A 21675-nucleotide genomic window follows, 5' to 3' on the forward strand; every position below is an offset into this window, starting at 1 on the left:
CCCCTCATCGATGTTTCAAGCGCGTCTCAATCGCGTCCCAGATCACCCCCGCCGTATCGGTGCCGTTGAATTTATCAATCGCGACAATTCCCGTTGGCGAGGTCACGTTGATTTCAGTCAGCCATTTTCCGCCGATCACGTCGATGCCGACAAAAGTCAGCCCAAGGCGCTTCAATTCCGGTCCCATCGCATCGCAGATTTCCTGCTCACGCGATGTCAGACCGGTTGCCTCTGCGCTGCCGCCCATGGCGAGGTTTGAGCGGAATTCGCCCTCGCCCGGAATGCGGTTGATTGCGCCAGCAACCTCGCCGTCGATGATCACAATCCGCTTGTCGCCCTCGGCAACTTCGGGAAGGAAGGGTTGGACCATATGCGGTTCGGGCCAAGTCTGGTTGAACACTTCAAATAAAGCGGTGAGGTTGTCTCCATCCGCCGGAATGCGGAAAATCGCCTTGCCCCCGTTGCCGTGGATTGGTTTCACCACAACCGCCCCATGCTGGGCCATAAATCGTTTCACTTCATCGACGCTGCGCGTCACCAACGTTGGCGGCATAAAGTGGCGGTAATTGAGCACCATTACCTTTTCCGGTGCATTGCGAACATTGGCAGGATCATTGACCACCAAAGTCTCGTCCTTGATCCGCTCAAGCATGTGCGTTGCGGTGATATACCCCATATGAAAAGGCGGGTCCTGACGCATCAGGATAACATCGATATCCTTGCCCAGATCAAGCCGCTGCGGCGCAGCTTTGGATACGTGATCACCTTCGACCCGCTGAACTTTGACTGGATAACATTGTGCGTACAACCGATCATCCGCATCCAACGTCAGGCTTTCGACGTGGTATTCAAACACTTCATACCCGCGCTCCTGCGCTGACAGCATCAGAGCAAAAGAGCTGTCGCCAGCGATATTGATATCTTCGATAGGGTCCATCTGGACCGCGACGCGCAAAGTCATGCGGAAATCCTCTAGGGTTGAAACGCGTTGGTGATGTGGCGCGGGCTGGTGCCGGGCGCAAGCAGGATTACATCTATTCGCAAATCATCGCCCTGCTCGGCATATTCATGCGCAACCGCCTCTGCCGCGGCAGCCACCCGCCACAATCTGCGTTCGTCAATGGCGGTCGCAAGATCGGCAGCGCGCTTTCGCCACTTTACCTCGATAAAGGCAGTAAGCGTTCCGTACCGCGCGATCAGATCAATCTCGCCCACAGGTGTCTTGACCCGCTCGGCAAGAATTCTCCATCCTTGCTGGGCCAGCCACTGCGCCGCCTGAGCCTCCGCTTCGCGTCCCTTGCGCTCGGCCATTTCACGCTTGGCTGTCATCGGGCAATCATTTCGATTTCAGCTCGACCGCGCGGGCATACAGGGTCTGACGGTCAAGGCCGGTTGCTTTTGAAACCTGCGCCGCTGCTTTGCTGGGGCTAAGTTGGGTCAACGCCTCGGCCAGAAGCAAATCGGGATCAGAGACAGATGTTTTTTCATTGGGCGGACCGATCAGCAACACAATCTCGCCCTTTGGCGGATGGTCGGCATAATACGCGGCTAACTCGGCCGCATTGCCGGTGCGACATTCTTCATGAAGTTTGGTCAGTTCCCTGGCCACCGACACCTCGCGCGAAGGCCAAATTTCGGCAATCGAACGAAGGCTTCGATCAAGCCGCGGCCCTGTCTCGTAAAAAATCAAAGTTGTATTGACCGCGCCAAGTTCGGTCAGAATGTCACCTCGTGCCTTTTCTTTAACAGGCAAAAACCCAGCAAACAAAAACCGGTCATTGGGCAAACCGGAAAGCGTCAGCCCTGTTATCGCTGCGCAGGCACCCGGAATGCTTGTAATCGCAATTCCAGCCTCGCGCGCCTCTCGCACAAGACGGTATCCGGGGTCCGAGATTAACGGGGTGCCCGCATCGCTGACCAAGGCAACGGGCAAACTGCGCGCGGTATCAATCAAGGATTGCCGCTGGCTTTCAGACGCGTGATCATCATAGCGTTGCATTCGGGTGGACACGCCGCAATGCTTTAACAGCTTTCCCGTCACCCTCGTATCTTCGCAGGCTATCAGTTCGCAGCGGCGCAGCACGTCGACTGCACGAACCGTTACATCGCCGAGATTGCCAATTGGCGTGGCGACAATATAAAGCCCCGCTTCAAGTGGTTTGATAAGGGCTGATTCAGGTTGAGGCGTGTTCATATGACGCCATCTGTGGAGCAGCGATCAGGGGTCGGCAAGAATGAAGAGTGTGAACAATTCGGTTTCGCGTGTGTTTTCCAAACGCGCATTGGCTATCGCAGGCACTGCGGCCTTGCTTGGCGGGTGTTCCGTCATTCCGAAAACGGGGCCGTCAGAAACCGCTGGTCCGGTAACCGCGCCGACGCCAGAACCAAGCGCGACTGCGCTGCCAACTGACGCTACACGGCACCGTGTTGCTCTGCTCGTGCCGATGGGCGGGAATACCGCAGAGGTAGGTCGGTCGATTGCCAACGCGACAACGATGGCGCTGCTTGATACCAACGCCAACAACCTGCGTCTCACCACGTATGACACGTCAAAAGGTGCCGCTTCGGCGGCGCGCAAAGCGATCGCAGATGGAAACAAATTGATCCTGGGTCCGCTTCTCGCCGAGAACGTACCAGCGGTTCAGGCCGCTGCACGTCCGGCAAACGTCCCGGCAATCTCATTTTCAAACGATATTCGCGTCGCCAGTGCCGATGTCTTTTTGATGGGGCATGTGCCCGAACAATCCATCAGACGCTCGGTTGCCTATGCGAGAGAGCGCGGATCCAATAACTTTGCAGCGCTGGTTCCAGAGGGCACTTATGGGCAGCGTTCGTTTGATGCTCTCAACAATGCGTTGAACGATTTTGGCGGTAATCTGGTGGGATCTGCGAGCTACGCACGGGGCAACACCTCCATCGTGAGCGCAGCGCAGCGTCTACGCGCGGCCGGCGGGTATGATACCGTCGTTATTGCAGACGGGGCCCGCCTCGCCGTGCTGGCAGCCGCCGAAGTGAAAAGCAGCGGCGCAGATGGCACGCGTATTCTGGGTACAGAGCTGTGGAGCGGGGAGTCTGTTCTCACCCGCTCAAATGCCATCGATGGCGCGTTGTTCTCCGCCGTTTCCGACGGGCGTTTCAAACGATTTGCCGACAGTTACGAGGGGCGGTTCGGCAGCAAGCCGTACCGCATCGCAACTCTGGGTTATGACTCCGTCCTGCTGACCTTGCGGGTCGCACGTGATTGGCGGGTTGGTCGAGATTTCCCCACTGCCATGCTATTTGATCGCGGCGGCTTCCTTGGCGTGGACGGTCCATTCCGCTTTGGTCGCGACGGCATTGCCGAGCGCGCTCTGGAGGTCCGCGAAGTGCGCGGCAACAGCGTTGTGCCGGTTGATGCGGCCCCATCCAGCTTCCCAAGGTAGAAACCGGCGCAAAACCGGAGCAAAACAGACGTTCCTAGCTTGTGAGGGCGCGCGGGTGTGTCCATATCAGTGCTATGTCTGATGACCTGTTTGAAAATACGCCGACATCGAGCGGTGATTACGATTCCTCCTCCATCGAAGTGCTGGAGGGGCTGGAACCGGTTCGCCGCCGGCCGGGTATGTATATCGGCGGCACTGATGACCGCGCCTTGCACCACCTCGCCGCAGAAGTGCTCGACAACTCTATGGACGAGGCGGTCGCAGGCCACGCCAACCGGATTGAAATGCGCCTTGAAGAAGGCAACCGGCTGACCGTTAGCGATAACGGGCGGGGTATCCCGGTTGACGAACATCCAAAGTTTCCGGGCAAATCCACACTCGAAGTCATTCTGTCCACGCTGCACTCGGGCGGTAAATTTTCTGGCAAAGCCTACGCCACCAGCGGCGGCCTGCACGGCGTCGGCGTCAGCGTGGTCAACGCGCTTTCATCGCACACCCGCGTAGAGGTCGCGCGCGATAAACAGCTGTACGCGCAGGAATTCGGCAAAGGGCAAACGCTAGGTAAGCTCGAAGAATTGGGCTCGACGCCGAACCGCCGCGGCACCCAGGTCAGCTTTACGCCTGACACAGAAATTTTCGGCGACCGCCAATTCAAACCGCACCGTCTGTTCAAACTTGCGCGGTCCAAGGCTTATCTGTTTGCCGGCGTCGAAATACGTTGGAAATGTGCGGAAAGCCTGACCAGCGATGACGTACCGGCCGAAGCTGTTTTCAAATTTCCCGGCGGACTTGCTGATCACCTGAAAGAGCAAATCGGCGGGCGCGAATGTGTAACCACAGAGCCTTTCGCCGGGAATCAGGACTTTCCCGAAAATGCCGATGGTCAAATGCAGGGTAAGGTTGAATGGGCGATCGCGTGGCCGCTATTCTCCGACGGGTCGACCAGTTGGTATTGTAACACCGTCCCTACTCCAGATGGCGGCACCCATGAGCAAGGCGTGCGCGCTGCTCTGACCAAAGGCCTGCGCGGCTTTGGAGAGCTCACCGGCACCAAAAAAGCAAAAGACATCACAGCAGACGACGTGATGACCGGCGCCGAGGTGATGCTGAGCGTCTTTATCCGCGACCCTCAGTTCCAATCGCAAACCAAAGACCGTCTGACATCGCCAGAGGCGTCACGTCTGGTTGAAAACGCAGTCCGCGACCATTTCGATCACTTCCTCACCGACAATATGGAGCGCGGCAAAGCGCTGCTCGGTGAAGTGATGGAGCGCATGGATGAGCGGCTCAAGCGCAAGCAGGAACGCGAGGTCAAACGCAAGACAGCAACCAACGCCAAAAAGCTGCGCCTGCCAGGCAAATTGACCGATTGTTCTGGCGAGACAGACGGCGAAACGGAACTTTTCATCGTCGAAGGCGATTCCGCTGGTGGCAGTGCAAAACAAGCGCGTGACCGCAAGACGCAGGCCATCCTGCCTATCCGCGGTAAAATCCTGAATGTGGCAAGCGCCACAGCAGACAAAATTCGCGCAAACTCAGAAATCGCTGATCTCGGCCTCGCGCTGGGCTGCGGCACGCGTAAAGACTGCGATGCGGAAAACCTCCGTTATGACCGGGTCATTATCATGACCGATGCGGACGTTGACGGTGCGCACATTGCGACGCTGCTGATGACATTTTTCTTTCAGGAAATGCCCGATCTCGTGCGCAAGGGGCATCTGTTCCTCGCCCAGCCCCCGCTATACCGTCTGACCGCTGGTAAAGAGAGCCGCTATGCACGCGATGATGCACACCGGGCTGAGCTGGAAAAGACTGTCTTTAAAGGCAAAAAGGTCGAAGTGGGCCGGTTTAAGGGCCTTGGAGAAATGAACCCCCAGCAGCTGCGCGAAACCACGATGAGCCCTGATACGAGATCGCTGATACGGATCACTTTGCCGCCTGAGTTTGAACAACGCGCCGCGGTTAAAGAATTGGTCGATCAACTGATGGGCCGCAATCCAGAACACCGGTTCAACTTTATCCAGAACCGCGCGGGCGAAATGGACCGCGATATGATTGATGCCTGAAGACAGGGTAGGAAAATACCCGGATCCCCGCGAAGAGGATATCTACGCGGGCGACCGGCGGATATCACGCCCAGACAGCTCGCTTCCCGACTGGGAAGTGCCCGACACTTCGTATCGCCCGATCCCGATTGTCTGGTTTACAGGCGCGATGATCATACAGATGCTCGCCATGTGGATTGTGTCGCTCTTTTTTTCCTCGCAAAACGGCTGGCTGACCATTGCTGTCGCTGGATTGATGACGGGAATAATCGGCAAATGGACGTGGGACCGCGGTATGAAAGATGCCGCAAGTGGTTGGAAAATAGCCACGATCTCTGTGCTGCTGTTGTTGCTGGCGCTCGTCTGTTTGGGCGCGAGCACGAGGCTGTAATATCGCCTCCGCCATGGAAGAGAGAAAGACGATGGGGCTCCTTAAAACTGTAGGTTTGAGTGTTCTGGGGCTGGCGTTCGCCTTGGCCGCGCCGCTTCAACCGCTCGGCGCTCAGGAACACAGCGAAAATCCCTCTACTGATCGTTCGCCAATCGATCTGCGCAGCGGCCAAGTGATAGCCCTTTTGAACGGCGAACTGGATGCCCCCTTGGAGGATGTATTCACGGATGGTTTTCTGGCCGCGGTCCCGCCAACACAGCTTTATGTCTATTGCGCGCAGCTTGCCGCACAATTTGGACGCGCTGTAAAAATCGAGACCGATGGCCCTCCGGGCGCGAACCGTCTCGCACTCACGATCACGATGGAGCGCGCCATCGGGACCGGAGCGATTGCGATCGATCCCGCTAAAGGCAACAGGATCACCGAGCTGCTGTTTCGCAGTTTTAATCCACTGAACGATACGCCCGCGAAGATTACCGCTGATCTAAATGCTCTTCCCGGCCAGATCGGCGCGTATTTCGGTCCGCTTGATGGGAAAGATCCCGTTCTCAGCATCAACGCAGATGAACAGTTCGCCATTGGCTCAACCTTCAAACTCTACATTCTGTCGGCGCTTGCGCGGCGGATACAGGCGGGCGATGAAACCTGGGATGCCGTTTCCGATTTAAGTCTTGCGCGGCGCAGCTTTCCCAGCGGAATGATGCAGGATTGGCCCTCGCCCGCGCCCGTTACACTGCAGACACTTGCGACGATGATGATCTCCATCAGTGACAACACCGCAACCGATGTTCTGATGCAGCATTTGGGAGTTGATGCCGTCATTACCGAGATGATCGAAAGCGGCCATTCCAATCCGCGGCTGAACGTACCGTTCCTGACCACTCGCCAAATGTTCGCGCTGAAAGCCGCCGGTGACGCAGTGATGGATGAATACCGCGAAGCATCTGCTGAGGAAAAGGCTGACCTGCTCGCTTCGCTCAGCGAAAGCGAACTGGATCAGGAAGCCATCCAGTCAACATTCGCAGGCGGCCCGGTTGCGCTGGATATAGAATGGTTCGCTAGCCCGGAAGATTTGCGAAAGATGCTGATCCACATGCCAAAGGGCGGATACGGCGTCCCGCTAAAGATCATGTCGGTTAATCCGAGCATGGTTGAAAGCGGCTGGACAAACTGGTCCCGTGCGCATTTCAAAGGCGGGTCCGAACCCGGCGTGCTGAACCTGACCTGGTTGCTGTATGACCGGATTGGCCGGCCGCATGTTCTGACGCTGAGCTGGAACAATAAAGACGCGAATGTTGACAACGCTGCGCTCGAATTGATCGCACAGCGGATTCTGGCGCTTCCGCAATAGGCATTCCCGCGCGCCCTCTTGCGTAGCAGAGCCGCGCATTCTATCGCTGCGCGGAAATTAAGTTTCGAATTCAGACCAATCAAAGGGACAGTATGACCGACCAGCAACGCTTTGACGGAACCAGCGACTATATCGCGACGGATGATCTGAAAGTTGCGGTCAACGCCGCCGTTACCCTGCGCCGGCCTCTGTTGGTCAAGGGTGAACCCGGCACCGGCAAAACGGTGTTGGCTCACGAGATCTCAAAAGCGCTTGGCGCGCCGATGATCGAATGGAACATCAAATCAACGACCAAAGCGCAGCAAGGCTTGTATGAATATGACGCGGTTGCCCGCCTGCGCGACGGCCAGCTCGGTGAAGAGCGCGTCCACGACATTCGTAACTACATCAAAAAGGGCAAACTTTGGGAGGCGTTTACCTCGCCCGAATTGCCAGTCTTGCTGATCGACGAGATCGACAAGGCCGACATCGAATTTCCGAACGATTTGCTGCAAGAACTCGATCGGATGAGCTTCGATGTCTACGAAACGCAGGAGCGGATCGAAGCCAAAGAGCGTCCGATTGTGGTCATTACCTCGAACAACGAAAAAGAACTGCCTGACGCGTTTCTGCGCCGCTGTTTTTTCCATTACATCAAATTTCCCGACCGTGAGACGATGCAATCAATCATCGACGTGCACTATCCCGGCATCCAGAAGACACTCGTGAAGAAAGCCATGGATATTTTCTATGAGCTGCGCGAAGTGCCTGGATTGAAAAAGAAACCATCGACCAGCGAACTGCTCGATTGGCTTAAACTCCTCATGAACGAGGATATGCCGCTGGAAACATTGCAGGATTCGAACCCGAACAATGCCATTCCGCCGCTTCATGGTGCGTTGCTTAAAAACGAGCAAGACGTGATGATGTTTGAACGGCTTGCGTTTATGGCGCGCCGCAATCCGACCTGAACTCTGCTGTGACGCATGTAGGCGGATGCTTGTGCGGAGCAGTGCGGTTCACGATAAATGCTGAGCCTCAAGGGGCGCGGTACTGCTGGTGCCGTGATTGCCAACGCATCGCTAGCGGTATGGCGACGGCAAACGTGCTGTTTGATGCAGAGTCAGTCTCTTACAAGGGTGACATGACAACAATGCAGCTCGTCGCAGATAGCGGGAACACTGTCGAAAGAGGGTTCTGCAAGAGCTGCGGATCGCAAATGTATAGCAAGACGGTGGTCGGCCCCGTTCAGCCAATGCGAGTGCGCGCAGGTACGCTGGATGATCCGGAGATCTGTGCACCAAGCTATATCATTTGGGGCAGCCGGGCACCGACTTGGGCGCCCTTCCCAACCGATATGCCGGTCTATGAAGCCGGTCCCGGATCAAGCCGGATCGCTTAGCGACCGCCTTAATCGAAGCTGTAAGCGATCTCAAAATCGCCCCAGCGGCGGCCGTTGATAAACAGCGGAATGTATACGTTGCGGACAACAATGTAACGTTCGCCGTCGCCTTCCTGACGGTAGACCGCCATCATGTATGGCGCGTCGCTTTTCTTTGCAGCAATGTCGCACCCTTCAAGGAGGATGCGGCCATTGCGGCAATATGCCGTGTCGTGCGACAGATCTCCGGTTGGTGCGCGGGATTTATCGCTGAGATGAGTGGGCAGGAACCCGTTTATATCCGTGCAGGCGGCTGCAATAACCTGAGGATTGCTGGAGGTGGCTTCATCAAGCATCGCCTGCCAATTGCGATCAGCCCAATTGGACAATGTTGTACGATATAGCGGCGGGTTGGTGCCAGCAACCTCGACATAGTCCCGGTCAAAAAACGCCGCTTCTGTGATCTCTGCTTCAGAGATGGCTTGTTCGGCGCGCTCGACAATTCCGGCAAGCATCTCTTGCGCCTTTTGAACCATCGAACTGTCTTCAGGCGATAGACCCGCTTGAACGATGCTGTCGAACATCTCGCTTGCGGTGAGCTCAAGCTCATCCATTTTACGTTGAGCGCCTTCGAGCTGGTTCTCGTTTGTACGAGCTGCCACGTCGAAACTGGTCAAAACATTCTGCACCGCGTTAACATGGCCGCTGATTGTGCCGGTTGATCGTGCGATGACGTCGTTTTGTTTATCAACTTCTTCCACCAGTTCGCCGACGCTGAAAATGGTGTTTTCAATGCGTGAAACAGAGGCTTTGGCGTCGCTGCTGGCTTGCGAACCGGCTTCGATGCGCCCGATAACCTCGCTTGCCTCGGCACCAAGAGCCTCGACCGTCTGGGAGATTTCCTCTGTTGCCTTGCGCGTATCATTCGCAAGGCTTTTGACCTCGCTTGCCACAACTGCAAACGTTCGTCCGGCTTCACCTGCCCGCATGGCTTCAATGGTGGCGTTCAACGCCAGAATATTCGTGGTTTCGGCAATATCATCAATGTCTTGTGCACTGCGGCGAACTTGCTCCATCGCCGCAGAGAAGCTCGTGACGTGCTGACCCAGTGTATCCACCAATTCCAAAAGGCCATTTATCTGCCCCAACGAAGACCGGATCAAAGCCGTGCCCTCGCCCAGTCGCTCTATCGCGCGCTCGGACAAAAGGCGGGCTTCATCGCTTGCTTCGGAGACTTTGGCTTGATCGGCTTCAAGCGCAGCGACTGTTCCGCGCAGGGCTTCATGCTCTTCACGAAGGGATTTCGACGATTGAATGACCTTTTCGACCACCCCTGCAACATCGGTACAACCGACCGTGACTGCGCCGCAGCTCTCTGGAATTTTATCGAGCGCAGAGGCGTTCGCAGTATCGATGGTAATAGGCTTCATTATGTGCCGGTCCCTCTTGGCGCTTCATTGCGAGACCGGGGGTAGGCCTTGTTGGTTAGCGAAAACTTAACTCCGCCTATTTGCTTACGGTTAAATACTGGAAAGTCCGCTGTTTGGAGGCTACACGGTTCACATGTTTTTCAACTTTATGGATGAACTGCGCGAAGCAGGTATCGGCGCGAGCTTCAAAGAGCATCTCACTCTGCTTGAAGCGCTCGAAAAGGATGTGATCGAGCAAACGCCCGAGGCATTTTACTATTTAAGCCGTGCGACCTTTGTGAAAGACGAAGGAATGCTGGATCGGTTCGATCAGGTTTTCCATAAAGTATTCAAAGGCATAATGTCGGATTATGGCCAGAACCCGGTCGAAATTCCCGAAGACTGGCTGAAAAACATCGCCGAGAAATTCCTCACCGAAGAGGAAATGGCCGAGATCGAAAAACTTGGCGATTGGGATGACATTATGGAGACGCTCAAGAAGCGGCTCGAAGAGCAGGAAAAGCGGCACGAAGGCGGCAATAAGTGGATCGGCACGGGCGGCACGTCACCTTTCGGAAATTCGGGCTACAATCCCGAAGGCGTACGCATCGGCGGCGAAAGCAAACATAAACGCGCGATCAAGGTGTGGGAAAAACGGGAGTTCAAAAACCTCGATAGCACCAAAGAACTGGGCACTCGCAACATCAAAATGGCGCTGCGACGTCTGCGCAGGTTTGCGCGTGAGGGCGCGCAGGACCAGCTTGATCTGGACGCGACAATTGAGGGCACGGCCAAGCAAGGCTGGCTTGATATACACATGCGGGCAGAGCGGCGTAATGCAGTGAAATTGCTGTTGTTTCTTGATGTTGGCGGCTCCATGGACCCGTTCATCAAGCTATGCGAAGAGCTGTTCAGCGCAGCGAATGCAGAGTTCAAAAATCTCGAATTCTTTTACTTCCACAACTGCCTGTACGAAGGGGTTTGGAAGGATAACAAACGCCGCTGGCAAGAGCGCACCAAGGTGTGGGATGTGCTGCACAAATACGGCCATGATTACAAAGTGATCTTTGTCGGCGATGCCGCGATGAGCCCCTATGAAATCACCCATCCGGGCGGCTCAGTCGAACACATGAACGAAGAGGCCGGCGCGGTCTGGATGCAGCGTGTGACAAACACGTACCCCGCGACCGTCTGGCTAAACCCCGTGCCGGAAAAACAATGGGGTTATTCGCAATCGACCAAGATGATGAAAGAGCTGGTCAATGACCGGATGTATCCGTTGACGCTGGAGGGGCTGGAAAAAGCCACACGCGAACTCAGCCGGAAACAAGGGCACTAACACCGGCTAATAAAGCAGGTGTTCCCGCACCATTTGCACCCAGGCGGCTTCATCATGCGATGCCAGCGCGTCCAGATCATCTGGCGCCGAATTCGGATTGTCGACCCATTCGCGTAGGCCAGGCCCGCCATTGATCACATCAATCGCCAGAACATCTTTGGTGTATTCGTATTTAAAGTCAGCCGCGCGCCACAATTCATAAGATGGATAGAGCCGCTGGATCGCTTTGAAAGCAAGCGCCTGTAGCCGCCAAGGTTTGAACGCACCGTGATCATAATGCGGACCTTCTGCGTGGATCATCAGGGCATTACAGAGCTGTCCTGCATGTTTGTGGAAAGTTGGCTCAAACCAGCAATCACGCAACGCGCAGCCTTGCATCCACTCCGGAGCCAGCTTTCGCATTTCCGCCAGAATCGCCTTCGCATCCAGATCGGGTGCACCGAACAACACCTCCAGAGGGCGCGTTGTCCCCCTGCCCTCGCTCACATTGGCGCCCTCGATCATAACTGTCCCCGCATAGGCGCGGGCCATGTTCACACTGGCTGCGTTAGGTGATGGATTGATCCACACCCGTGATGTCGGCCAGCCATGCCCATCGCCATCAGGCTCCCAGCCTTCCATCGCGACCACACGGTACTTCACATCAAGATCGAAGTGGGAAAGGAACCAGTGCCCCATCTCGCCAAGCGTCAACCCATGACGCATGGGCATCGGAGCCGCACCGACAAAACTTTCGTTCCCGGGAACAAGCAGCGTGCCTTCGACAGGCCGCCCCGCCGGATTGGGCCGGTCAAGAACCCACACCTCTTTGCCGCTCTTCGCCGCTTCTTCCAAAAGATAAAGCAGCGTCGTGACAAACGTGTAGATGCGGCAGCCAAGATCCTGAAGGTCAAACAGGAACACGTCCGCGCTCGACATCATTTGGCCGGTCGGGCGGCGGACCTCGCCATATAGCGAGAAGATCGGGATGCCGTATTGCGGATCCATCTCATCGGCTGTTTCGACCATGTTATCTTGCTTGTCGCCTTTAAGCCCGTGTTGCGGGCCAAAGGCGCTCGACACATTCACACCCTTGGCAATCAAAGCATCAAGACTGTGCGTAAGGTCTTCGGTCACGCTTGCCGGATGCGCCACAAGAGCAACGCGTTTGTCTTTCAGCTCATTGAGCAATTGCGGGTCTGCCAAAAGGCGGTCGATTCCAAATTTCATAAAGTGTGAGTTGGAACAGCAGCGTTCTAAAGGCAATGGCATTCCCACAAGGAATCCCTATATGCACGGTCATGGACTGGACTGTTGCAATCATCGCCGCCCTTTGGGCCATTATCCTTGGCGGAGCGGGCGGCGCGCTAACCGAGATTGGCGAATGGTACCGAAATCTGAACAAACCCAGTTGGCAGCCGCCTGATTGGCTATTCGGCCCGGCCTGGACGGTTATCCTCGGCCTGTCTGGCTGGAGCTTTTATGAGGCAATGACAAATGCCGCGACGATTGCCGATACGTACTTTATCGGCGGATTGTTTCTCGCAAACTTCTTGGCCCATCTTGCCTGGTCACCGTTGTTTTTTAAGATCAAACGGCCAGACTGGGCGTTGTTTGAAAACGCATTCCTGTGGGCTTCTGTGCTCTCGCTCTGTGTCTTTTTGCCGCAATATTCCGCGCTCGCAGGCTGGCTGAACCTTCCTTACATCGCATGGGTCAGCTTTGCGGTTTTGCTCAATTGGAAAATTGTCCAATTGAACGGTCCGTTCGGCGCGAAAACGGCGTCCTAACGCTTAATCCCGGCGCTATACGCCAAGCCAGTTGCTTTAACGTTCGACGATCATTTGACGGCAGGCTTCGCTGTGAAATTCAGGTTTTCCCGGACCAAATGCCAAGGCCCAGAATTGCATACCGCCATCGGGGTGTTCGACGATCGCGTTAAGCGCGACCTGCGCTGGCGCAGGCAGATCACTCGCGATACTGGCTTTCAGAACGAGGCCGCTATCATTGTGTGAACATGCAATCGAAATCGCATCAACAGGCGCATCGCGCATGCCTTCGCGAAACGAATCGAAGTCATAACAGGCCCAGCGGCTTGACGGAGAGAGATTGAATTCGCGGTAATAAGTGCCGCCAATCGGCTGCCAGAAAATCTCGAAACAGGTGGTCTTCCACAGATCATCCATGCGCGTCGCAGTGGTATGCTGTGGCAGGTTGATCCGGCCAATAGTCCCGTCGAGCCGGAATTCTGCATCACAGCCTGCATCAGTGGCGGTTACAGACGCTGTCACAGCGCGGATGGGCCCCAGATCACAGGTCCGATGAAGCATAAGAGGTTGCATCCTCTCTCTATTACCGACGCAGCAATGACGGGCAAGCACTTCCCCCGCCCCTCTGCCGCTGTTAAGCGCTGCGATTATGAGCAAGAATTACGAATCCAATCTGCTGCGCCTGCTTGATGAGCGCGGATACATCCATCAGGTGACCGACGCGGGCGCGCTGGATCAGCTCGCGCTGAAAACCGTAGTTCCCGGCTATATCGGATTTGATGCGACCGCGCCGAGCCTGCACGTTGGCAGCCTGGTCCAGATCATGATGCTGCGCCGCCTGCAACAGGCCGGGCATAAACCGATTGTGGTTATGGGCGGTGGTACAACCAAAGTCGGCGATCCATCGGGCAAGGATGAAAGCCGTAAGATGCTGACCTCCGATATGATCGACGACAATATCGCTTCGATCCGCACGGTGTTTGAAAAATTGCTGACATTCGGAGACGGACCAACGGATGCCGTTATGGTCAACAATGACGAGTGGCTATCACAGCTCGGCTATGTTGAATTGCTGCGCGATGTGGGTCCGCATTTTACGATCAATCGCATGCTCACATTCGATTCAGTGCGTTTGCGGCTGGACCGCGAGCAACCGCTGACTTTCCTCGAATTCAATTACATGATCCTGCAGGCTTACGACTTTCTCGAGCTTGCCCGCCGTTACGATTGCCAATTGCAGATGGGCGGGTCCGATCAGTGGGGCAACATTGTGAACGGCATGGAATTGGGCCGGCGGATGGAGCAGCGCGAGCTGTACGGCCTGACTACGCCGCTGCTCACCACGGCCGATGGCGCAAAGATGGGTAAGACTGCTGCTGGCGCAGTGTGGCTGAATGAAGAGCAATTGCCATCGTACGATTTCTGGCAATATTGGCGCAATTGCGATGATCGCGATGTGGGTCGTTTCCTACGCTTGTTTACCGACCTACCGCTGGAAGAGATTGCCAAGTTGGAACAGCTCGAAGGGTCTGAGATCAATGAGGCCAAGATCGTGCTCGCTAATGCGGTGACGCAATTGGTTCGCGGTGAAGATGCGGCAAAGGCAGCCGAAGCGACCGCAACGGAGACATTTGCTGGCGGCGGTGCTGGCGAAGATTTGCCGACGCTCGCGGTGGGCGCTGAAGGTATGCGCGTCGGTGCGGTTTTGACCGAGCTGGGTTTTACGGCTTCCAATAAAGAGGCGAAACGCAAGCTGGCTGAAGGCGCGGTAAAGCTGAATGATGAAACGATCAGCGATCCCGGATTCCTGATTGTCCCCAAGAACGACGAAACGCTTAAGATCAGCCTGGGTAAAAAGAAGCACGCGCTCATTACGCTATAACTGCTACAGGCTTTCCAACTTTCTTTTACGCAGATTTACCAAATATCAGCCTTTGTCATTCATCAGGAACGCTGTGGAATGCATTTGGAGGGTTTGGACCTGTGTCAGCCGGAGCAAATTTAAGCGTTACTGATCTGCGCCGGGCGGCGCGTCATCCGGTTGATTTCCCGGTAATCGTTGAGCATTTTCGGCACGGCGATATCAATCTTCATGTCAGCAATCTTTCCGCACACGGATTTATGGTTGACGATGCAAAGCAATTGAACCGCGGCGACCGCGTGATTATTCGACTGCCGGTTGTCGGACGCATTGAGGCTTATACGATCTGGACCCGCGATAATCGCGCCGGCTTCCAATTTGAACGTATCATCCGGCTCGATGATTTTGTCGAAATCATCGATACAATCCAGCCCAATCCGCGCCTCCGCCGGAACCGTTAAACACCAAATTTCTCTTACACGATAAGCCCCGGCTGACTTGGCAGAGCGCGTACCGCCTGCCATGGCGTTTTGGTGACTGACACCGACACCGCCCCTTCCATGCACCCTTTCCGCGTCCATAATTTCCGCGCATACTGGCTTAGCCGGTTTGCGATGACATTGGCGCAATACGCCATGCTGCTGATCATCGGCTGGCAGACCTATAATATCGCGCGCGATAGCGGCATGAACATTGCCGAGGCATCGGGACAACTTGCGCTGATCGGTCTGCTGCAATTTTTGCCGCTGTTTATCCTCACACCGTTTTCAGGGCTGGCCGCTGACCGGTTCGATCGGCGATCGCTTGGGCGCCTGACAGTGCTCTTGCAGCTGCTCTGTGCAGCGGCCTTGGCGTGGACAACATGGAACGGCGACATTTCGCTGCCAATTTTGTTCGCCGTAGCAATCGTGCTTGGGATAGCGCGCGGTTTTGCAGGACCGGCATTATCGGCCCTCGCCCCGAACCTTGTGCCCAAGCCGATTTTGCCGACAGCAATCGCGCTATCATCCATTGCCTGGCAAGTGGGCATGATCGGCGGACCGGCGCTGGGCGGATACCTCTATTCAATTGGTCCCGCCCTGCCCTACACCGTTGCCGCAGGCTTGTTTGCGGTTTCGATGATTGCGCTCACCCTGATTGGCAAAGTGCCGCAACCGGCGGTCCGCAAAGACCAGCGTCCGATTGGCGCAATCGTCGACGGTTTGCAGTATGTCGTCCAAAACAAAATGGTCCTTGGTGCGATCACGCTCGATCTGTTTGCGGTGTTTCTGGCGGGTGCAACCGCTCTGTTTCCCGTCTACGCCCGCGATATCCTGCAGGTCGGCGAAACGGGCTTGAGCCAGCTTGCAATGGCGCCCGCTATCGGAGCGGCGCTTACCGCGTTGTTCTTTTCATTCCGGCCAATCGCAACCAATGTCGGTCCCAAAATGCTTTGGGCCGTCGCCATTTTCGGCGTTGCAACGATAGCCTTCGGCCTTTCGACATCCATGCCGCTTAGCCTCGCAATGCTGTTTATCGTGGGCGCAGCAGATATGTTCAGCGTCTATATCCGGCAGTCCCTGATCCAGCTGCATACGCCCGATGACAAGCGCGGGCGCGTGTCATCGGTCAGCTTGCTAACCATTAGCGCATCAAATGAAGGCGGTGATTTTTTCTCAGGCACACTCGCGTTTCTTATCGGCCCGGTTGCCGCAGTCGTAGCCGGCGGGATCGGCGCGATTGTAACGGTTGCGATGTGGAGCCGCGTATTTCCCGTATTGCGGACGACAAAGACCTTCGATCCGCCTGACAATTTGCTAGAACACCCTCAGACACCAGAAAAACAGAACCCTCAGGAGGCCTGATATGAAAGCCCAAAGCATTCTCGAAACCATTGGCAACACCCCGCATGTTCGCCTGTCGCGCCTGTTTCCCGATCACGAAGTCTGGCTAAAGTCCGAACGCTCGAACCCGGGCGGCTCAATCAAAGATCGCATTGCGCTCGCTATGGTCGAGGATGCAGAGGCCTCCGGCAAACTGAAAGCCGGCGGAACAATCGTTGAACCGACCAGCGGTAATACCGGTATTGGCCTTGCCATGGTTGCCGCGGTCAAGGGGTATAAACTGGTGCTGGTCATGCCCGAAAGCATGTCGATTGAGCGCCGCCGTTTGATGCTGGCCTATGGCGCGACCTTTGATCTCACGCCGAAAGAAAAAGGCATGAAAGGCGCGATCGAACGCGCAACAGAAATCGTCGAAAGCACAGATGGCGCATGGATGCCGAGCCAGTTTGAAAACCCGGCAAACGTCAACATCCATACGCGCACCACCGCTGTCGAAATCCTCGCTGATTTTGCAGATACACCGATCGACGTGATGATCACGGGCGTCGGCACCGGAGGGCACCTGACAGGATGCGCCGAAGAACTGAAAAAGCATTGGAGCGGCTTTAAAGCCTATGCGGTTGAGCCCGAGGCTTCACCGGTAATCAATGGCGGTTCACCCGGCCCGCACCCGATTCAGGGTATCGGCGCAGGGTTCATTCCTGACAATCTGCACACCGATGCAATCGACGGAGCGGTAACTGTTGCCGCCGAAGACGCCAAGGAAATGGCCCGCCGCGCTGCGCGTGAAGAAGGTATGCTGATCGGAATTTCATCCGGGGCAACATTGGCGGCAATTGCGAAGAAATTGCCGGATCTGGCCGCTGGAAGCCGTGTTCTCGGTTTCAATTATGATACGGGTGAGCGGTACCTTTCAGTCCCCGATTTCTTGCCTGTCGAGTAATTTTTGATACAACTTGCTGAATAACGGTCGCAACTCTCCGGCGGTGGATACACCCCGGCAGAGCGGTACCGGATACGACCGACATCGCTTTGCTTTGCGTATGTATCGCCATTTTACTTGCGCTTCGAAAGGGGCAGAGGAGGCGATATGGGACTGTCCAACACGCTCGGATTGTTATCAAACGATCCGGGCCGACCGCTGCATTACCGTTTTTTCAAACGCCAACGGCACCGCGTGAATGATCAGATTGCCAAAAGCTCTCTGATCTCAAACGAGGCTGTTTTCGCGCCAGAGACATTTGAATGGCCGCAAAAAGTCGCCAACCATTGGCAGGCGATCCGCGACGAAGCGCAAGCGATCTATCGGCACCGCGATGCCATCCCGCCTTTGCGAGAGATTTCGCCGGATCATCGCGGGATCGTAAAGGACAATGCGTGGCGCAGCTTTTTTCTGATCGGTTATGGTCACCGGCAGGAACAAAATATCGCTCGCGCGCCGCGTACAGCAGAGTTGGTTAGCCAAATTCCGGGACTAAACTCGGCGTTCTTTTCCATCCTTGCACCGGGCTCCGAAATCACACCGCATAGGGGCGTGACAAAAGCATTCATCACCGCGCATCTGGGATTGGTCGTACCGATACGGCGCGAGAAATGCTGGATGCGCGTTGGCGATCATCGTCTGAACTGGGCCAATGGCGAATGGACCATCTTTGACGATACTTACGAACACGAAGTCAAAAACGAGACTGACGAAACGCGGATTATCCTGCTGTGTCAGGTTGAACGCCCACTGCGCGCACCGGGTTCATGGCTTGCAGCTGGATTAATGGGCTATGTCCGGCGCAGCCATTTTGTCCGCGAAGCAAAAGACAATCTCACTGATTGGGAAACCGCTTATGCAAAAGCGGAACGCGAGATCGCCTAAACCATCGCGGCGGCGAATGAGGCAAAAGAAAAGCCCGGACAGGCGAACCGTCCGGGCTTTTCCGATCTTTTTAATGAAAGCTTATGGCTTAGGCAGCTGTGGCAAATGCCTCTTCCGTCAACGCCATCATGTTGTCGCTACCCGCTTCAAGCTTACGGCGCAGCGCGCCCGCATCCGGCAGGAAACGCTCGGCGTAATAGGCCGCCGAGGTCAATTTCGCTTCATAAAACGCGGCATCTTGGGTTCCAGCAGCCAGCGTTTCTTTGGCCACTTTGGCCATTTTCAACCAGAAAAATCCAAGCGTGACGATGCCCATAATGTGCATGTAGTGATGCGCACCAGCGCCAAGGTGGTTCGGATTGGCCATGGCGTTTTGCATGAACCACATCGTTGCGGTCTTCTGCTCACCAAGCGCCTTTTCCAGCTTCTCGGCCATGTCTTTCAGGCCTTCATCTGCTTTTGCAATCGCGATTTCATCGTCGATCATTTTGAAGAAAGCCTGAACCGCTCGGCCGCCCTTGCTGGCGAGTTTCCGGCCGCAAAGATCCATCGCTTGTACACCGTTGGTGCCTTCGTAGATCATGGCGATCCGGCTATCGCGCACAAACTGTTCCATGCCCCATTCTCTGACGTAGCCGTGGCCGCCATAAACCTGCTGCATGTTGTTGGCGATGTCATAGCCTTTGTCGGTGCCGTAACCTTTGATCACCGGCGTAATCAGACCGATCAGATCATCAGCAAGCTGGCGTTCTTCTTCGGTCTGGGCCTTGTGCGTCAGATCAACCTGAAGCGCACCCCAAAGGCACAGCGCACGCATACCTTCGTTAAAGACCTTGGCGTCCATCAACATACGGCGAACATCAGGATGAACAAAGATCGGATCGGCTTTGGCTTCGGTGTCTGCTGGACCGGTCAAAGCGCGGCCCTGACGACGATCAAGCGCGTATGTTACGGCGTTTTGGTATGATACCTCTGCCTGAGCGAGGCCTTGGAGGCCCACGCCGAGACGCGCCGCGTTCATCATTACGAACATTGCAGCCAGGCCTTTATTCTCTTCACCAACCATGAAACCGGTGGCTTCATCGTAATTAAGAACACAAGTCGCGTTGCCGTGGATGCCCATCTTCTTCTCAATGGATCCACATGAAACGCCGTTACGCTCACCCGGCTCGCCATTCTCGTCAAGAATGTATTTCGGCACGATAAACAGCGAAATACCTTTGGAGCTATCTGGCGCGCCTGGCGTCTTTGCCAGGACGAGGTGAATGATATTGTTGGTCAGATCATGCTCACCGGCGGAAATGAAAATCTTGGTGCCGGTGATCTTGTAAGACCCATCGCCATTCGGCTCTGCTTTCGTGCGGATCATACCAAGATCGGTGCCGCAATGCGGCTCGGTCAGGTTCATCGTGCCTGACCACTCACCCGAAATCATCTTGGGCAGATAGGTTTCTTTCTGCTCTTGCGAGCCCGCTGCTTCGATTGCCGCAGATGCGCCATTGGTCAGGCCGGGATACATGCCGAACGCCTGGTTGGCAGTCGCGGTGAATTCTTCAACCACAAAGCCAAGGACATGCGGCAGACCCTGACCACCGAATTCTTCCGGCTTAGCCAGAGTGCCCCAACCGCTTTCAACATAGGCGGCATAGGCTTCTTTAAAGCCGTCTGGCGTGGTGACAGAACCGTCTTCGTGGCGCGTGCATCCCTGCTCGTCGCCAATCTGGTTGATCGGGGCAAGAACTTCTGAGCAAAACTTGCCTGCTTCGTTCACAACGGTTTCAATCATGTCAGGCGTGGCGTTTTCAAAACCGGGCAGATTGCCGTAGCTGGAGAGATCCAGCATTTCGTTGACGATGAAACGCGTGTCGCGAGTAGGAGCGGTATAGGTTGGCATCACTAGATCCCCTTGGTGTGCAAAATTAAAAACTAAAGCTGGTTTGGCTGTTTAGCCGAGGTCAAGCTCTTGGATATCGGCAACAAAATCGGTCAATTCTTTAATCGATGAATCAATATCGGCGCGCTGCGCCTTAAGTTTCGCGATGTGATCCTTACACTTTTCGACAGTGACACGGCGTTGCTCTACCCGGCCATCGTCAAGATCGTACAGATCGATCATCTCGCGGATTTCGGTAAGGCTGAAACCCACATTCTTGGCCCGCATAATCCATGCCAGACGCGCCCGATCACGCTTTGAATAGACGCGGGTTAAACCCACGCGCGCCGGACTGATCAGCCCTTCGTCCTCATAAAACCGCAACGCACGCGCAGTGCAGCCGAATTCGGAGGTAAGGTCGGAAATGGAAAACTGCTCGCGGCTCAATTTGTCGGGCCGATCAAGATGCGCGCCTTTACGGCGCTGCTCTGTTCCAGCGGTTTTCTCAGCGGTTTGGTGTGCGGGTGCTGTAGCCATATCCAATGACATACCTTCCCTTTACGTGAACGTCAAGTCCTGACCTTAACGGGAGATGCGCGATAGCGCAGCGCCATCTGGTGCCTGCATATCCAAACGCCTGTAAAAACATGACGTCTCACCGGTGTGGCACGTCGGCCCCGCCGGCTTAGCCAGAATAACAAGCGCGTCCTGATCGCAATCAACGCGAATTTCCTCAACCACCAAGAAATTGCCTGACGTCTCACCCTTCAACCAAAGCTGCCCTCTTGATCGAGACCAAAAATGCACATTTCCGGTCGCGCGCGTTTTCGCCAGCGCCTCTTCATTCATGAAGGCAACCACCAGAACTTCGGAACTTTGCGCATCAACAACAACGGCGGTTATCAGTCCACGATCATCGAATTTCGGCGCAAAGCGCGCTCCCGATTCTCGTTCCTCTTTTGTGATTGCTTGTTCGTTCACGGCTAACTCGCTCCCTGATTGCCAGTCAGATATAGGTTTAAGCGATGAACGGGTCACCACCTACGATAATTTGTTGCAGGATAACCACATATTTGTCCCAAAATGGAATGTGGAAGATGTTTCATCTTTTCGATCGGGGCGTGAGATGGAAGAACCTTCGTATGAGCGCTCAAACGCTCTCCACCAGACAGCGGCCTTAACGGCC

Annotated in this window: 22 protein-coding genes; 13 read left to right on the forward strand and 9 right to left on the reverse strand. The window is 55.5% G+C overall.

Annotated elements, in window-relative coordinates; all coding sequences use genetic code 11:
* Positions 1-4 precede the first annotated feature (4 nt).
* Genes gshB through rsmI form a run of 3 tightly spaced genes read right to left on the reverse strand, consistent with a single transcriptional unit; the run spans position 5 to position 2194 of the window.
* Positions 5-961, reverse strand: a complete 957-nt coding sequence (gene gshB, locus FGU71_RS12735; protein ID WP_142789162.1) for a glutathione synthase — start codon at positions 959-961, stop codon at positions 5-7.
* An 11-nt stretch (positions 962-972) separates the two neighbouring features.
* Positions 973-1329: a YraN family protein gene (locus FGU71_RS12740; protein ID WP_142789163.1), complete on the reverse strand. Its 357-nt coding sequence runs from the start codon at positions 1327-1329 to the stop codon at positions 973-975.
* Positions 1330-1336: 7 nt separating this feature from the next.
* On the reverse strand, positions 1337-2194 hold the full coding sequence (gene rsmI / locus FGU71_RS12745; protein ID WP_142789164.1) for a 16S rRNA (cytidine(1402)-2'-O)-methyltransferase: 858 nt from the start codon (positions 2192-2194) through the stop codon (positions 1337-1339).
* A 40-nt stretch (positions 2195-2234) separates the two neighbouring features.
* On the opposite strand from rsmI, the gene FGU71_RS12750 reads away from it, so the two are divergent.
* The 6 genes from FGU71_RS12750 (at position 2235) to FGU71_RS12775 (ending at position 8590) form a co-directional block, all read left to right on the forward strand.
* The gene (locus FGU71_RS12750) at positions 2235-3422 is read left to right on the forward strand and encodes a penicillin-binding protein activator (protein WP_142789165.1); all 1188 of its coding nucleotides are present in this window, start codon (positions 2235-2237) and stop codon (positions 3420-3422) included.
* Positions 3423-3496: 74 nt separating this feature from the next.
* A complete protein-coding gene (gene parE, locus FGU71_RS12755) occupies positions 3497-5488 on the forward strand; it encodes a DNA topoisomerase IV subunit B (RefSeq protein ID WP_142789166.1) in 1992 nt (663 codons plus the stop codon).
* Positions 5481-5858: a hypothetical protein gene (locus FGU71_RS12760; protein ID WP_142789167.1), complete on the forward strand. Its 378-nt coding sequence runs from the start codon at positions 5481-5483 to the stop codon at positions 5856-5858. Before parE ends, FGU71_RS12760 begins: the two co-directional genes overlap by 8 nt.
* A 13-nt stretch (positions 5859-5871) precedes the next feature.
* A complete protein-coding gene (locus tag FGU71_RS12765) occupies positions 5872-7209 on the forward strand; it encodes a serine hydrolase (protein ID WP_142789168.1) in 1338 nt (445 codons plus the stop codon).
* Between the two features lie 92 nt (positions 7210-7301).
* The gene (locus FGU71_RS12770; protein WP_142789169.1) at positions 7302-8159 is read left to right on the forward strand and encodes an AAA family ATPase; all 858 of its coding nucleotides are present in this window, start codon (positions 7302-7304) and stop codon (positions 8157-8159) included.
* Between the two features lie 8 nt (positions 8160-8167).
* Complete coding sequence (locus tag FGU71_RS12775) at positions 8168-8590, forward strand: GFA family protein (RefSeq protein ID WP_456073069.1); 423 nt, start codon at positions 8168-8170, stop codon at positions 8588-8590.
* An 8-nt stretch (positions 8591-8598) separates the two neighbouring features.
* On the opposite strand, the gene FGU71_RS12780 is transcribed toward FGU71_RS12775, so the two are convergent.
* Entirely contained in the window at positions 8599-9999 is a 1401-nt protein-coding gene (locus tag FGU71_RS12780; protein ID WP_142789171.1) for a methyl-accepting chemotaxis protein, read from the reverse strand.
* Between the two features lie 133 nt (positions 10000-10132).
* Here FGU71_RS12780 and FGU71_RS12785 point away from each other — a divergent pair, with 133 nt between their 5' ends.
* Entirely contained in the window at positions 10133-11317 is a 1185-nt protein-coding gene (locus tag FGU71_RS12785) for a vWA domain-containing protein (RefSeq protein WP_142789172.1), read from the forward strand.
* 6 nt (positions 11318-11323) lie between these two features.
* Here FGU71_RS12785 and FGU71_RS12790 read toward each other — a convergent pair whose 3' ends face one another.
* Positions 11324-12526 carry an exo-beta-N-acetylmuramidase NamZ family protein gene (locus FGU71_RS12790; protein WP_142789173.1) on the reverse strand — a complete coding sequence of 401 codons (1203 nt, stop codon included), beginning with the start codon at positions 12524-12526 and terminating at the stop codon, positions 11324-11326.
* Between the two features lie 71 nt (positions 12527-12597).
* Here FGU71_RS12790 and FGU71_RS12795 point away from each other — a divergent pair, with 71 nt between their 5' ends.
* Positions 12598-13086 (forward strand): TspO/MBR family protein, encoded by a 489-nt coding sequence (locus FGU71_RS12795; protein ID WP_142789174.1) that lies wholly within the window; start codon positions 12598-12600, stop codon positions 13084-13086.
* A gap of 36 nt (positions 13087-13122) precedes the next feature.
* Here FGU71_RS12795 and FGU71_RS12800 read toward each other — a convergent pair whose 3' ends face one another.
* Positions 13123-13638, reverse strand: a complete 516-nt coding sequence (locus FGU71_RS12800; protein WP_185960315.1) for a DOMON domain-containing protein — start codon at positions 13636-13638, stop codon at positions 13123-13125.
* A gap of 76 nt (positions 13639-13714) precedes the next feature.
* Here FGU71_RS12800 and tyrS point away from each other — a divergent pair, with 76 nt between their 5' ends.
* The 5 genes from tyrS to FGU71_RS12825 all read left to right on the forward strand — a co-directional run bounded on the left by tyrS (position 13715) and on the right by FGU71_RS12825 (position 18616).
* Positions 13715-14947: a tyrosine--tRNA ligase gene (tyrS, locus tag FGU71_RS12805; protein ID WP_142789175.1), complete on the forward strand. Its 1233-nt coding sequence runs from the start codon at positions 13715-13717 to the stop codon at positions 14945-14947.
* A 101-nt stretch (positions 14948-15048) separates the two neighbouring features.
* Positions 15049-15387, forward strand: coding sequence for a PilZ domain-containing protein (locus tag FGU71_RS12810; protein ID WP_142789176.1), 339 nt, complete (start codon positions 15049-15051; stop codon positions 15385-15387).
* Positions 15388-15540: 153 nt separating this feature from the next.
* Positions 15541-16770, forward strand: a complete 1230-nt coding sequence (locus FGU71_RS12815; RefSeq protein WP_234035801.1) for an MFS transporter — start codon at positions 15541-15543, stop codon at positions 16768-16770.
* 1 nt (position 16771) lies between these two features.
* Complete coding sequence (gene cysK / locus FGU71_RS12820) at positions 16772-17692, forward strand: cysteine synthase A (protein WP_142789177.1); 921 nt, start codon at positions 16772-16774, stop codon at positions 17690-17692.
* Between the two features lie 147 nt (positions 17693-17839).
* Positions 17840-18616 (forward strand): aspartyl/asparaginyl beta-hydroxylase domain-containing protein, encoded by a 777-nt coding sequence (locus FGU71_RS12825; protein WP_142789178.1) that lies wholly within the window; start codon positions 17840-17842, stop codon positions 18614-18616.
* A gap of 88 nt (positions 18617-18704) precedes the next feature.
* On the opposite strand, the gene FGU71_RS12830 is transcribed toward FGU71_RS12825, so the two are convergent.
* The 3 genes from FGU71_RS12830 to hisI are packed head-to-tail and all read right to left on the reverse strand — an operon-like array spanning position 18705 to position 21470.
* Positions 18705-20510: an acyl-CoA dehydrogenase C-terminal domain-containing protein gene (locus FGU71_RS12830; RefSeq protein WP_142789179.1), complete on the reverse strand. Its 1806-nt coding sequence runs from the start codon at positions 20508-20510 to the stop codon at positions 18705-18707.
* Positions 20511-20561: 51 nt separating this feature from the next.
* The gene (locus FGU71_RS12835; RefSeq protein ID WP_142789180.1) at positions 20562-21026 is read right to left on the reverse strand and encodes a MerR family transcriptional regulator; all 465 of its coding nucleotides are present in this window, start codon (positions 21024-21026) and stop codon (positions 20562-20564) included.
* Positions 21027-21071: 45 nt separating this feature from the next.
* A complete protein-coding gene (gene hisI, locus FGU71_RS12840) occupies positions 21072-21470 on the reverse strand; it encodes a phosphoribosyl-AMP cyclohydrolase (protein WP_234035785.1) in 399 nt (132 codons plus the stop codon).
* Between the last annotated feature and the right edge of the window lie 205 nt (positions 21471-21675).

The sequence above is a fragment of the Erythrobacter insulae genome (assembly GCF_007004095.1).
Lineage (GTDB): Bacteria > Pseudomonadota > Alphaproteobacteria > Sphingomonadales > Sphingomonadaceae > Erythrobacter > Erythrobacter insulae.

Excerpts from the sequence above, each read along its gene's own strand:
- gshB (WP_142789162.1), bottom strand. The coding sequence starts at position 961 with ATGACTTTGCGCGTCGCGGTCCAGATGGACCCTATCGAAGATATCAAT.
- FGU71_RS12740 (WP_142789163.1), bottom strand. The coding sequence starts at position 1,329 with ATGACAGCCAAGCGTGAAATGGCCGAGCGCAAGGGACGCGAAGCGGAG.
- rsmI (WP_142789164.1), bottom strand. The coding sequence starts at position 2,194 with ATGAACACGCCTCAACCTGAATCAGCCCTTATCAAACCACTTGAAGCG.
- FGU71_RS12750 (WP_142789165.1), top strand. The coding sequence starts at position 2,235 with ATGAAGAGTGTGAACAATTCGGTTTCGCGTGTGTTTTCCAAACGCGCA.
- parE (WP_142789166.1), top strand. The coding sequence starts at position 3,497 with ATGTCTGATGACCTGTTTGAAAATACGCCGACATCGAGCGGTGATTAC.
- FGU71_RS12760 (WP_142789167.1), top strand. The coding sequence starts at position 5,481 with ATGCCTGAAGACAGGGTAGGAAAATACCCGGATCCCCGCGAAGAGGAT.
- FGU71_RS12765 (WP_142789168.1), top strand. The coding sequence starts at position 5,872 with ATGGAAGAGAGAAAGACGATGGGGCTCCTTAAAACTGTAGGTTTGAGT.
- FGU71_RS12770 (WP_142789169.1), top strand. The coding sequence starts at position 7,302 with ATGACCGACCAGCAACGCTTTGACGGAACCAGCGACTATATCGCGACG.
- FGU71_RS12780 (WP_142789171.1), bottom strand. The coding sequence starts at position 9,999 with ATGAAGCCTATTACCATCGATACTGCGAACGCCTCTGCGCTCGATAAA.
- FGU71_RS12785 (WP_142789172.1), top strand. The coding sequence starts at position 10,133 with ATGTTTTTCAACTTTATGGATGAACTGCGCGAAGCAGGTATCGGCGCG.
- FGU71_RS12790 (WP_142789173.1), bottom strand. The coding sequence starts at position 12,526 with ATGAAATTTGGAATCGACCGCCTTTTGGCAGACCCGCAATTGCTCAAT.
- FGU71_RS12795 (WP_142789174.1), top strand. The coding sequence starts at position 12,598 with ATGGACTGGACTGTTGCAATCATCGCCGCCCTTTGGGCCATTATCCTT.
- FGU71_RS12800 (WP_185960315.1), bottom strand. The coding sequence starts at position 13,638 with ATGCAACCTCTTATGCTTCATCGGACCTGTGATCTGGGGCCCATCCGC.
- tyrS (WP_142789175.1), top strand. The coding sequence starts at position 13,715 with ATGAGCAAGAATTACGAATCCAATCTGCTGCGCCTGCTTGATGAGCGC.
- FGU71_RS12815 (WP_234035801.1), top strand. The coding sequence starts at position 15,541 with ATGACATTGGCGCAATACGCCATGCTGCTGATCATCGGCTGGCAGACC.
- cysK (WP_142789177.1), top strand. The coding sequence starts at position 16,772 with ATGAAAGCCCAAAGCATTCTCGAAACCATTGGCAACACCCCGCATGTT.
- FGU71_RS12825 (WP_142789178.1), top strand. The coding sequence starts at position 17,840 with ATGGGACTGTCCAACACGCTCGGATTGTTATCAAACGATCCGGGCCGA.
- FGU71_RS12830 (WP_142789179.1), bottom strand. The coding sequence starts at position 20,510 with ATGCCAACCTATACCGCTCCTACTCGCGACACGCGTTTCATCGTCAAC.
- FGU71_RS12835 (WP_142789180.1), bottom strand. The coding sequence starts at position 21,026 with ATGGCTACAGCACCCGCACACCAAACCGCTGAGAAAACCGCTGGAACA.